The organism is Acinetobacter sp. 1130196, from assembly GCF_000588095.1.
GTDB lineage: Bacteria > Pseudomonadota > Gammaproteobacteria > Pseudomonadales > Moraxellaceae > Acinetobacter > Acinetobacter nosocomialis.
The window spans coordinates 1-10,414 of sequence record NZ_JFWX01000075.1; the positions used below are offsets into that span (position 1 = coordinate 1).

Below are 10,414 nucleotides of genomic sequence, written 5' to 3' on the forward strand. Positions count from 1 at the left end.
TGCATCTTCAACCTTTTTAATGGTTCGATTCACATTACTTTCAGCGATATGGTAATTTGCAGCCAACTCCAATTGAGTGCTGTAATTCCGTAAGTAATTGAGTGTTAATAATAATTGATCCTCTATAGCTAAAGTATGAGGACGCCCAGATTTCTTTTTAAGTGATTCTACTTCTTTTAAAACTTCGATCATTTCACTAAAAACTGGTCGAGGTACACCAACCAAGCGCTGGAATTCAGAATCTGAAAAACGATTTAATTTCTGATATCTCATGAAATTTAGATTGAGGTGGTTTTTACTTTCGCAAGAGGTCTATTTAATAAAATTTATATTTATTAATATTATATTTTAAATCCGTAATAGAAAAATATATAATAAATCAATTTAAAGTAATTTTTTATATATTAAAAATACTATGAATTCTCGGTTTTAATTAAATACTCGATATATCTCCATTTTTTTACAGGATCAATCAATTCTTTATCAATGGTTCCATCAATAATAATCCCATCAATAATCGAGATGATGATATGAGTAAGTGGAGTAGGGTCTTTAATATCTAACTCTACTAATAAACTATTGAGTAAATTGATAAGCCAATTTGTATATTCTTGAAATGGTTCACGAATTGAAGTGTATTGTTTAGATACTTCAATAAATGCCTTCTTAAACAAGCAACCGTTAAAGTTTTCGCTATTAATCCAGTCAATATACCAGTTAAAAATAAGATGTATTCTTTCAAGCGGCTCAGCATCTGGATGTAAATTTAATTTTTCATAAATTGAATTTTGTATATTAATATTTCGATGATGCAGACACTCCATAATTAAACTTTCTTTAGAGGGAAAGTATTTATAAAAAGTCATCTTCGCGACGTTTGATTCAGCAATAATTTTATCTACGCCTGTAGCGTTATAACCAATTTGGTTAAAAAGATCCAAAGCAGTATTTATAATATCTTCTTTTTTTGACATTACTATTCCATTTAGTTAAAACTAATTATTACTTTACATAGATTTTAAATTTTTAATCAATTTGATCATAATCAAAAACATAATTTGATTCAAGTTAATATTATAAAAATAATAGACATTATTTTTAACTTTTTTTAAATATTCTATTTGATTTCGTATGATTTTAATTCTAATATGGATTTTTGATAAAAGGAGTTTTATTTTTGGTATAACTCTTTGTTTTTAAAATAAAATATGGAAAAACAAAAAACTTTAATAAGTTTAACGAGAGTGGATTATGCCTAAAAAATTTGAGAACTTTAATAATCCTAGGAAAAAGGCACTCGCAGGGATGAAACAAAGCATTTCAGCTGAACTTTGGGATAAAAATCTTAACTTTTTAACTCAATTAAGAGCGAAGATTGCGCAGCATCCTGTATCTCATCATCCTGCAATTGAAACTTTAAATAACGGAGAAATTAATAAAGAAAATTTAAAGCGTATTCATTTAGAGTATCGTCATGCAATCGTACAAACATTTACAGATGCTTTATTAATGGCTCAGTATCAAACTAAGCAGTTAGAGCCGAGATTGCATGCCGGTGCAAAGATGTTCCCGCGTTTTCTTTTAAGCCTGAATATATTTGATGAGTTTGGATTCCGTCCTGGAGCCGATCGAGATGGTTACTATCAGGGAAACCCTGAATATGCCCATTATCCATTATTCGAAGATGTGCTTAATGATTTTGGCGTAACAGAGGAAGAACGCCGAAGTTATAAACCGACCAGCATTGCACATCAAGTGAGAGAGTTTTTAGAAAACTCTTATAACGACTATAAAGCTGTTTCAGCTTTATTGGCAGTAGCTGAAGAAGAAGTCATTTTATATAGTCCACCTTTACGTAGAGCAACAAGTGCTGTTGGTATAGAGGTTGAGGGTGGTGGATATTACCATGTTCATGGCGTCTCTGAAGACAAAACTGCTGAGGCAGCAGATGATGACCATGAAGAAGACCTTTGGTTTATTTTGATGCAAGCTTGTACAGAAGAAGACTATATTCGTTTAGAAAACTTATGTCTCGAATACTGTGATTTATGGAAAAAGTTTTGGGATGTTCAAATGGAAAACTCGAAATCAATGCCTCAACAAAATTTAGCCTAAAAATAGATCAAATAATTAAGTTAATAATTAATAATAATCAAAATATTAAAAGGAACGTTTAAAAATATGGAAATAGGAAAAGATTTTTTTAAGTTTAATCGAACAATTTTTGAATAATGTAGTGATATTCGACTGTATGTCTAAAATTAAAGAACCCCAAAAACTTATAGTTTTTGGGGTTTGTATTTGGTGGGCCCACACAGACTTGAACTGTGGACCAACGGATTATGAGTCCGCTGCTCTAACCAACTGAGCTATAGGCCCTATAAATAAGAAAAGCTTTTAATCTCAAGGCTTTTCAGTGCCTGCAATACTAATCAATTTTTTTATTAAACACAAGTATTTTTCAAAAGTAGGTGTGCAGTAGACCTGAAAAATATTTTGCTATATTGTTAATTATCACAAGCGCTAGGGATTCTAGCTTATGAGCACTTCACGAGTAAAGCTAACTAAGTCATTTATCGATCAACTTAAACTCATTCCAGCAATTTATAGAGACAGTGAGATTATTGGTTTTGCTATTCGTGTAAATAATTCATATAAAACCTATATTGTAGAAAAGAAAGTAAAAGGTAGATCGATACGTTGTAAATTAGGAGATTACGAAAAAATTACTCTTGAAGAAGCTCGTATACTTGCACAGCAGAAGTTAAAAGATTTAACTGAAAACAATTATTTAATTAGCAAAAATAATAAAATATTAAAAAATAATTTAGATAAGAAAATTAACCAGCCTAGTCTCGATGAAGCTTTTCAAGCATATATCAATCAACACAAACTAAAAGACAGAACACTAGTTGATTATAGAGATGTCATAGAAAAATACTTAATGGATTGGAGGGAGCTTAAACTTACTGATATTACTGAACAGATGGTTGAAGATAAGTATATTCAATTATCTAAAATTAGTTATGCCAAAGCGAACTTATCTATGCGAGTACTTCGAGCTATTTATCGTTTTTCGGTTAAGTATTATCAAGACAGAAGTAAAGAACTCATCATATCTGCGATGAACCCAGTTAATTTTTTAAATTCAAAACAACGTTGGCGAGCAGTTTCAAGTCGAAGTAACTATATTCATAGAGAAAATTTAGAAAAATGGGTACACGCAATTATTGAATATGAAGGTCGGGGCCAAGAAAATGAAACAAATAAGGACTTTTTATTAACACTTGTTTTAACAGGACTTTTTAGAAATGAGTGTGAAAGCTTACGTTGGGAAGATCTAGACTTAGATGAAGGAAGTCTTTCCTTTATAAATACTTATAATAATGAGCGCTATAAACTTTATATGGGTGATTTCCTTTGGCATCTAATGAAAAATCGTAAAATGAAAATTAATGAAGAATGGGTGTTTCCATCTGTGAAGTCTAAAACTGGCCATATTGTTAATATTTCAAAATTCCGAAAAAAAATAGAAGGGCAGTGTAATATCTCTTTTACTTTTCAAGATTTACGGAGAACATTTAAATTTTTTGAAGATAACTTAAGTGATAAACCACTATTTATTAGAAAGGCAGATGACAAAGAGAAAATATTAGAATCTAACAATGTGGTTCACTTTCAAGATATGCGTAATAGAATGAATAGAATAGAACAAGTTATTCTGGGTTCATATAGAGATAAATTTATTAAATCTATTACTATCAATCTATAAAAATTTTGAAGTTCGCAAATTAAAAAATAAGACTACGACCGGTTCTAAAATCAGTATAACTTTACAGTAAGTTTTATCAGTAAAACACAGAATGAATATTCTTTCACACTTCCTACAACTATTTGTAATTGATGAATTTTATACTTGACTAAAACACTTGGAATTTATACAGTAGTGGAGTATTTTTGATAATTATTATTATTGCTTAGTCCTGAAATACAGTAAGAAGCCTATTCACCATGAATAGGCTTTTTGCTTTGTTTTAATTGATAACTCAAGTCTAAATCTCTTAAAAAATTAATCTAATAGAATCAAATAAATAGTTTTTTTGGTTTTTTTTAATAAATTGAAAAAGATTGACACGTAAATTTTCATTATGAACAAAATTGATTTAAATAGTAGTCAAAGTGAAACACACCTAAATGCTAAGTTTAATTTTCACTAAACGAGGCATAGGAGTGTCATCATGTTAAAAGCAATGTTTTTCTTCAGCGCAGGTGCAATGTTTGGCTATTGTTATAAGCATAAGAATGATAAAGCTGAAGCTGATAAATCTAAATAAGCACTAAAAACCGCCTATAGGGCGGTTTTTAATAAGCAGCATGAGATAAATTTGCTCGAATCATTTGAACAAGTTCTCTTGCTGCTTTTGATAATGGTTTATCTTGGAGCCAGATGAGATAGATAGATAGAGGTAAATGATTTTTTGTATTTTTAAAATCTAGTTGAACTAAATGTCCTTGTTCAATTTTTTCTTTTACCAAAGATAAAGGAAAATTTCCCCATCCTAAACCAGCCTCAACCATATTAATCGCGGTCTGTAAACTATTGGTTTTCCAGTACATTGCTCCAACAATTGAACGTGAATCCTGTATGTTTAATTCACTACTTGCAACTACAATTTGTCGAACATTAATTAATTCTTCAATAGAGATTAACTTATCATTTTGTTTTAAAAGTGGGTGATGAACAGAAATTGTAGCAACTAGAGTTTCATTCATCACTAATTGTAAGCTTTCACGCATTTTTATATTGAGATCAGAACCTGCCAGACAAAGGTTAATATTTTCTGTATAGAGCAAATTTAGAATATCGTCTTGGGGGGCTGTAATAATCTCTACATTAAGTAAGGGAAATTTATCAGCCAGTTTTTTTATCGCTTTAAAAAGTAAATTGGTATTTGCATCTGAAACAACACCAATTTTTAATTTACTTTCAAGTCCTAGCGAAAGCTCATAGGCATGGGTACTTAATAACCTAAGCTGCTCAGCAATAATACGTGCTTGGGGCTCTAATGCTAAAGCCGCTGAAGTAGGAATGACTTTACGGTGAGTACGTTCAAACAAAAGGTAACCAAGTTCTGCCTCAATATTGGCAACAGCCATGCTCACGGCGGAGGGTACTCGATTTAACTTACGTGCCGCTGCCGAGAAAGATCCAGTATCAAGTACACTTAAGAAAAGCTCTATATTTTCGCTATTAAAATTCATTTTGATATCAGTGAAACTGAAAGCTGTTAACTTTATATGTGATTTTAACTGAAACTAAAATAAAAAGAAGTAAGAAAAGATGATTGGTTATGCAAGGTTTAAAGCGTCGTATTGTTTATGTGTCCTCATATGAAATTATTGGAATGGTGATTTCATCAGTAGGTTTAGCTCTTTTGGCCGGAGATAGTGTAGAGCACACGGGACCGCTCTCAGTCATGATTACGACAATTGCGGTAACATGGAATTTTATTTACAACATTCTTTACGAAAAATGGGAAGCACGACAAGAGAATAAGTCACGCACTGTTAAACGTAGAATCGCGCATGCGATCGGTTTTCAAATCACTTTAGTAATGTTCTTAATTCCGCTTATTGCATGGTGGATGGATATTTCTCTTGTTGCTGCATTTTGGTTAGATGTTGCATTTATTATTATCATTCCAATTTATACATTCATATTTAATTGGATATTCGATAAGTTATTTGGATTGCCTGCCTCTGCACAACCAACTACTGCTCAACAGTAGAAAAATATTAATGAGATATCAAAGCGTTATTTAGACTTTGATATCTCGTCTTCACATTATTTTACTCGTTCAAGTTCAAGAGCTTTTGAAATTTTTATTTGAGCTCTTTTGGCAAGTACATAATATAAAACTGCAGTGGATAACAATCCCACTAACCAGGATAAATCGACTCCACCCAACATTTCGGCAATTTGTCCTTTATAGAATTTACTATCAATAAAGGGCAACTGAAGTAAGATACCAATACAATAACAAGCGATTCCAATCGTGTTCCAGCGGCCATATTTACCATTTGGGTCATATAAGGCATCTACATCGCATTCTTCTTTAGAAATAAAATAGTAATCAACTAAATTAATTGCACTCCAAGGAATGAAAAATGTCAGAAGAAATAAAATAAAAGATTTGAATGCGCTTAAAAAAGTATGTTCACCTACAACTGCAATAAATGTTGAGATAATTACCATTGCAAGAACAATTGTAAGTCGCGTTAATTTTGAAATTTGAGCACTTGGTTTAAAGCTGTTCCAAATGGTCGCAATACACATAAAACTGCCATAAGCATTGAGTGTAGATAAAGTGACCTTTCCAAATGCAATACTAAAATATAAAAAAGTAATCACAAGAGCGATTGGATTCATGCCTACAACGTACTGAACTTCATTGCCAACAAAACCACCATTCGAGACTTGAGCAATGAATACACCAAGCATCATTGAAATTTGAGAACCTACTAAAGACCCAAGGCCAACTGCCCAAAACACCCGATTTGAAGAGGTCTTTGTAGGTAAATAACGAGAATAATCTGCTACATAAGGTCCGAATGAAATTTGCCAAGAAGCAGAAAGAGAAACTGCCAATAAAAAAGATGGCCAGCTAAAATGGCGTACAGCAAGCAATTCTGAAATATTCGAGAGAGCTAAAATTTGAGTAAGGATAATAATAAAAGCTATTAAACCTATGACACTTGCGACTTTTCCTACCCAGTGAATTAAGCGATAGCCAATAGTTGCAAATAAAATAATAAAACAAGCATAGATTAAAATACCTGTTGTATTACTGACTTGTGCAAGGTGTGCAATTGCTTTACCAGCGAGTACTTCACCAGTTGCGGTAAAGCCAATATACATCAGGCAAACCAGAATAATGGGAATACATGCACCATACACTCCAAATTGAACCCGACTGGAAATCATTTGGGGAAGGCCAAGTTTGGGTCCCTGAGCTGCATGCAAGGCCATGACAGCAGCACCAAAGCATTGTCCAATAAATAAGCCAATGATTGACCAAAATACATCACCACCTAATACGACAGCTAATGCACCCGTGACAATAGCTGTAATCTGTAAATTGGCACCAAACCAAAGTGTAAATTGGGCGAATATACTGCCATGCCTTTCATTTTCAGGAATAAAGTCAATACTTCGGTTTTCAACAAACCCACTTTTCGATGTTCCAGTTGATGAGTCCATAACACTCTCCTTATCCTTTAAGAGCTTTTCTTTTATTAGAATCCATTTTGTACAAACAAATATAAACATGTATATACAAGCTATTTCAAAAAGAAGCAATGGTTTCGGTAAATCATTGCTTTAATTTTTTGTACTCATAAATTTAGATGTGGTGAGAACAGTAGACTGGTGAGGTGAGTGTTTTTATAAAGATGAGAAAGTGAGCGGTAAATAAAATCTATAAAAAAAGCCCTCTAATGAGGGCAGATAATTAGACTTCAGCATCAAGAATGGCTTGAAAAAATACGGGTAACTCCGAAAATTTAACTAATTGGGTTTTATCATCGTGCTTATAGTAGTACTGATAATGCGGTGTTTGAAATGCACTATCTAGATATTGCGTCGCATCGGAAAATTGAGCTTTGGCAACTGGTTTATCTTTCTTAAATTTAACGATAATTGGGTTCACAGAGTTTAATTTAACGGGCACACCATTTTCAAATTTGGCTGTTTCAATTAATAAAGAAATTTTAAAATCACCAAATATGACACAAAATTGACCTCCTTTTTCTGTTTTAATTTCTCGATCGTGAAATAGTTCTTTAAATAAGTCTTTTAATGCTTCTCGGTGCTTGTCTAAAGCTAACTGAAAATCATGATCTTTCTGTTCTAATTTCTCTTGCTCTTCTTTGAGCAATTGGGCCTGTTTTTCGATTGTTGTAAAATCCAAATTCATCTTAATTTCTCCTTGTTGTGTTTTTAAAACTATATATGGCAGCCATTTGTTAAGTTTTAAAGAAACATACATTGTTTGTTACAACGCAATAATTAAGATGAATTTGTGTGATCACTATTTAGTACAAGGCTTGGTTATAAGTGCAGGACGGCGTTTAATTTGAATAAAGCCGCTACTACTTAGCACGCCTAGCATAACTAAAGCAGTACCTATAATTTGCCAGATATTAAGTGTTTGACCAGCTAACATTGCAACTAACATACTAAAAACTGGAACAAAGTTAAAAAAGATTGATGCTCTACCTGCGCCTAGTTTTTGAATGCCGTTAAACCAAAATAAATAAGCAATCATAGTAGAGCAAATAATGACGTATCCCATAGCTAAGTGTGCAGTAATAGGCGCCATAACAACTGCTTTAAATGGGTGCTCGAAAATTAGACTTAGTATGATTAGAGTCAAAGCACCGAACAGCATAGAGAACGTTGTAGTTTCTAGAGGCGTAGCATTTTTTACATACCGGCGTGATAACACATTGGCTAAACAAAAACTGATACCACCAAGTAAGATATAAAAGTCACCAATTGCTATTTTTAAATGAAGTAACGTGGAAATATGCCCATGGCTAATAACGAAAAGCACACCACTTAAACCAAATACAACTCCGATAAATTTAGGAAGTGTTAATTTTTCTCCATCAAGTAAAATTGCTAGCAGTAGAGTGATCAATGGTGTGGTTGCCATGATTAAGGCACCATTGACTGCTGATGTTGTTTGCAAGCCATAGAAACAACCTATATTAAAACCAGCAATCCCTATAATTCCAATAATAAGATAGATAAATAAATTCTGCTGAAAAGTAGCCCAACGTAATTTTCCCATGGCCGCAAAAATAATAAATAGAGCAAGGCTTGCAAGCGTAAAACGCTCAGCTGCTGCCGAAAGAGGAGGCATCGATTGGATAATATAAGACATCGCATTAAATGCTGAGCCCCAAAAAAGCATCGTTATTACAACACCTGTGTAGGCATAAACCACCGTTTTATTCATGATAGGGCTCCGAAAAAGAATGTCTCTATTCTGAGTAATCACTTAAAGGTGTACAATTCCATATTAATTCATCTCTAATGTGAAAATTTGCACAATGATAGATTGGGAAAATTTACATTATTTTTCAGTTTTTTCTGAAGAAAAATCACTTTCAGCTGCGGCAAGAAAGTTAAGGGTTGACCATGCCACTGTTGCAAGAAGAATTGCTCAGTTAGAACAGAGCTTAAAATTAAAATTAGTTGATCGTAGACCCCGCACTTACGTTTTAACATCTGAAGGCGAGCAGCTTGCCCAAGTAGTGGCACGTATGATGGAAGAGACATTTTCTATTGAGCGACTTGCTCTGGCTGGACAGCAGGAGGTTACGGGGACTGTTTCTATTAGTATGCCTCCGTTAACTGCTGCTCATCTAATCATGCCTCATCTCGGAAAGTTTTATCGTCATTATCCACAATTAAAACTGCGTGTACTTGGAGATGTTCATTATGTATCTTTGCAGCATAGAGAGGCTGACATTGCCGTAAGATTTGGGCGACCTAAAGATGAATATTTAGTTGCTCGTAAAGTCGGAGAAATCCCTTTTGGAATATATGCTACTCCAAGTTATTTGGCTTCAACGAATCAAGAAAATTATGAGTGGATTAGTGTGGAGGTCGGTGGTGTACATGGACAGAAACAACAAAAATTAAAAGAAAAATTGAATAATAAAGACCCGCTCATGGTTACTAATCATCCTGAGTTGCAATGGAGAGCTGCATGCGGCGGAGTAGGTTTAGCCGTTCTACCTGACTTTTTAGGCCAACAAGGCAATTTGATAAAATTACCAGATAATGACCCGATGAGCGCTGAAATTTGGTTGGTCATCCATGAAGATCTAAGGAGTAGTCCTGTGGTAAGAGTAGTGATGGATTTTCTTTTGAATTGTTTTGAACCATTTAGAGTTTAATTTTAAATTTTGTTTAACTCTGTTTTTCCTTATGTACCTATTAAATTAAATGATCCTAGCCAAAATAATGGACAGTACTTCCCTCTAAAGATAACGTAACGTTAACTTTGGAGATCCAAGAAATGGCCAAACGTTTTAGTGCTGAATTTAAACAGCAAGCAATTGATTATGCACTTTCAAACTCACACGAGCCTATAGCTGCAATCGCCCAGAAATTAGGTGTGGGTTATTCAACTTTAGACAAATGGATTCGTGAAACCAATCCAGTGGGTTCAAGCAAACGTCAACTTTCACCAGAACAACAGCGGATCTTGGAATTAGAGAAAGAAGTCAAACAGCTCAAGGAAGCCAATGACATCTTAAAAAAAGCGCATGTGTACTTTCTAACAGATCATGCCAAGAAAAGTACACGGTAATTCAAGATCTAGATATGAATGAAGTCACG

The 10,414-nt window shown here is 33.4% G+C and carries 10 protein-coding genes, 1 tRNA gene and 1 pseudogene; 5 read left to right on the top strand and 7 right to left on the bottom strand.

Annotated elements, in window-relative coordinates:
- Together J671_RS23760 and J671_RS23765 are read right to left on the bottom strand one after the other, a co-directional pair.
- Nucleotides 1–273 (bottom strand): IS5 family transposase (locus J671_RS23760; RefSeq protein WP_031983334.1); only part of this gene is annotated, 273 nt, incomplete at its 3' end.
- A gap of 140 nt (nt 274–413) precedes the next feature.
- Complete coding sequence (locus J671_RS23765; protein WP_004709201.1) at nt 414–974, bottom strand: TetR/AcrR family transcriptional regulator; 561 nt, start codon at nt 972–974, stop codon at nt 414–416.
- Between the two features lie 277 nt (nt 975–1,251).
- Between J671_RS23765 and J671_RS23770 the strand changes: the two genes are divergently transcribed.
- The gene (locus J671_RS23770) at nt 1,252–2,115 is read left to right on the top strand and encodes a hypothetical protein (protein ID WP_004887549.1); all 864 of its coding nucleotides are present in this window, start codon (nt 1,252–1,254) and stop codon (nt 2,113–2,115) included.
- A 187-nt stretch (nt 2,116–2,302) separates the two neighbouring features.
- On the opposite strand, the gene J671_RS23775 is transcribed toward J671_RS23770, so the two are convergent.
- Nucleotides 2,303–2,379, bottom strand: a tRNA-Ile gene (locus J671_RS23775).
- A 160-nt stretch (nt 2,380–2,539) separates the two neighbouring features.
- Here J671_RS23775 and J671_RS23780 point away from each other — a divergent pair.
- Nucleotides 2,540–3,772 (top strand): integrase family protein, encoded by a 1,233-nt coding sequence (locus J671_RS23780; RefSeq protein WP_004887547.1) that lies wholly within the window; start codon nt 2,540–2,542, stop codon nt 3,770–3,772.
- 590 nt (nt 3,773–4,362) lie between these two features.
- On the opposite strand, the gene J671_RS23785 is transcribed toward J671_RS23780, so the two are convergent.
- On the bottom strand, nt 4,363–5,262 hold the full coding sequence (locus J671_RS23785) for a LysR family transcriptional regulator (protein ID WP_004709197.1): 900 nt from the start codon (nt 5,260–5,262) through the stop codon (nt 4,363–4,365).
- An 89-nt stretch (nt 5,263–5,351) separates the two neighbouring features.
- On the opposite strand from J671_RS23785, the gene J671_RS23790 reads away from it, so the two are divergent.
- Nucleotides 5,352–5,789 (top strand): PACE efflux transporter, encoded by a 438-nt coding sequence (locus J671_RS23790; RefSeq protein ID WP_004887544.1) that lies wholly within the window; start codon nt 5,352–5,354, stop codon nt 5,787–5,789.
- Between the two features lie 56 nt (nt 5,790–5,845).
- Here J671_RS23790 and J671_RS23795 read toward each other — a convergent pair whose 3' ends face one another.
- From J671_RS23795 to J671_RS23805, 3 genes are all read right to left on the bottom strand, one after another.
- On the bottom strand, nt 5,846–7,261 hold the full coding sequence (locus tag J671_RS23795; protein WP_004887543.1) for a purine-cytosine permease family protein: 1,416 nt from the start codon (nt 7,259–7,261) through the stop codon (nt 5,846–5,848).
- Between the two features lie 250 nt (nt 7,262–7,511).
- The gene (locus tag J671_RS23800; RefSeq protein WP_004887541.1) at nt 7,512–7,976 is read right to left on the bottom strand and encodes a hypothetical protein; all 465 of its coding nucleotides are present in this window, start codon (nt 7,974–7,976) and stop codon (nt 7,512–7,514) included.
- A gap of 114 nt (nt 7,977–8,090) precedes the next feature.
- A complete protein-coding gene (locus J671_RS23805) occupies nt 8,091–9,023 on the bottom strand; it encodes a DMT family transporter (protein ID WP_002050245.1) in 933 nt (310 codons plus the stop codon).
- A gap of 94 nt (nt 9,024–9,117) precedes the next feature.
- Here J671_RS23805 and J671_RS23810 point away from each other — a divergent pair, with 94 nt between their 5' ends.
- A complete protein-coding gene (locus tag J671_RS23810) occupies nt 9,118–9,969 on the top strand; it encodes a LysR family transcriptional regulator (protein ID WP_002050142.1) in 852 nt (283 codons plus the stop codon).
- Between the two features lie 122 nt (nt 9,970–10,091).
- A pseudogene (locus tag J671_RS23815) lies at nt 10,092–10,414 on the top strand (transposase); the annotation flags it as partial.

Bases quoted from the DNA above. Each gene is read 5' to 3' on its own strand.
- J671_RS23770 (WP_004887549.1), top strand. From the start codon at position 1,252: ATGCCTAAAAAATTTGAGAACTTTAATAATCCTAGGAAAAAGGCACTC.
- J671_RS23800 (WP_004887541.1), bottom strand. From the start codon at position 7,976: ATGAATTTGGATTTTACAACAATCGAAAAACAGGCCCAATTGCTCAAA.
- J671_RS23805 (WP_002050245.1), bottom strand. From the start codon at position 9,023: ATGAATAAAACGGTGGTTTATGCCTACACAGGTGTTGTAATAACGATG.
- J671_RS23810 (WP_002050142.1), top strand. From the start codon at position 9,118: ATGATAGATTGGGAAAATTTACATTATTTTTCAGTTTTTTCTGAAGAA.
- J671_RS23780 (WP_004887547.1), top strand. From the start codon at position 2,540: ATGAGCACTTCACGAGTAAAGCTAACTAAGTCATTTATCGATCAACTT.
- J671_RS23765 (WP_004709201.1), bottom strand. From the start codon at position 974: ATGTCAAAAAAAGAAGATATTATAAATACTGCTTTGGATCTTTTTAAC.
- J671_RS23785 (WP_004709197.1), bottom strand. From the start codon at position 5,262: ATGAATTTTAATAGCGAAAATATAGAGCTTTTCTTAAGTGTACTTGAT.
- J671_RS23790 (WP_004887544.1), top strand. From the start codon at position 5,352: ATGCAAGGTTTAAAGCGTCGTATTGTTTATGTGTCCTCATATGAAATT.
- J671_RS23795 (WP_004887543.1), bottom strand. From the start codon at position 7,261: ATGGACTCATCAACTGGAACATCGAAAAGTGGGTTTGTTGAAAACCGA.